This is a genomic window from uncultured Aurantimicrobium sp. (genome assembly GCF_936931525.1).
GTDB lineage: Bacteria > Actinomycetota > Actinomycetes > Actinomycetales > Microbacteriaceae > Aurantimicrobium.
In genome coordinates, this window is record NZ_CAKZII010000104.1 from 1 (window position 1) to 1170 (window position 1170).

Annotated in this window: 1 protein-coding gene; it reads right to left on the minus strand. The window is 57.3% G+C overall.

The window, feature by feature from the left end; all coding sequences use genetic code 11:
• The coding region (locus tag Q0362_RS04895; RefSeq protein WP_298120540.1) for a DUF58 domain-containing protein at positions 1-1092 on the minus strand (1092 nt) is incomplete at its 3' end.
• Positions 1093-1170 lie beyond the last annotated feature (78 nt).

The following is a 1170-nucleotide window of genomic DNA, read 5'->3' on the forward strand; positions in this document are numbered from 1 at the left end:
CTTGGAATCCACAGCAGCACCGGTCACCAAGAAGGCAATTGACACATCTGCCGCCTGTGCGGAAGCTAAGCGGGACAACTCCACAATGCTCGGACTGCCTTCTTGCAGATGAACTCCAGAGAGTTCATCGAGAAGGCGATCACGAGAAACGGTGGACAGGGCACGGATACGAGCAGGAACTGCTCCGCGCTCTGCTCGGCGGCGTGAAGCTAGTTCTCTGGCTGCCTCTCGCAAGGCGCTCAAGCGACCTGTTGCAGCGGGCCTGGCATCTGCGCTGACCAGAACCGAAAGGTCACGGGTGTCACGAATGGCTCGAACACCTAGTGAAGCAGCTGCGCTGACGGCCAGTTCAAATTCCTCGTCGGTGGCGAATACTTCTGGTTCAGTATCGAGCGCAATCATGAGATGACTGCGACGGGTCTGCTCAAACTGACGAACCATGAATTGGCCCGTCTTGGCCGTGGACTTCCAGTGGATATTCCGGCGGTCATCTCCGGGAACATACTCACGCAAGGCATGGAAAGACAGGTCGCTGTCGGTGAGGTCTCTCGTGGGATTCCCCTCGAGGTCACGGACAAATCCGGTGCTCATGCTGAGCAAGCCAATAGTTCTGGGGTGGATAAACAGCGTGCGAACATCCCCATGAACTACTTCACGAGAAATCAGCCCCAGTGGGTCTTGTCGAATCACGCGAGCAGGGCCCACTTGAACCATGCCACGGTGCTCAGTGGGAACGGGCAAGGTGATGTCATCGTGAGCTGCCTTGCGCAGGCGACCCACCTGGGTTTCCACTTGCTGCTCCCCCACAGGAACAACGACATCCAATGAAGCCAGTGAATGACCTGTCGGGTTCGACACACTCACGACAAGTTGTGCCTCGTCACCGACGACCACGCGTTCATGCGCCAGGTGGAAGGACACATCGTGGGCATGACGGAAGAGGGCATAGAGCGTGGCAAAACCAAAGGTGAGAAGCCCAGCAACTCCTAATCCGATGAGTTCAATCCATCCCTGCGCAGCACCAACGACAAGGCTGAGCAGGGCAACAACAGCCCAGCCCCAGCCTCTCGAGGTGACAACGCGGAAATTCATTAGGCGGCAGGTGCTCCCACGGGAAGATCGATCAAGATCTTACCCACGACGTTGTTGGCGGTGACGCCATCAAACTCT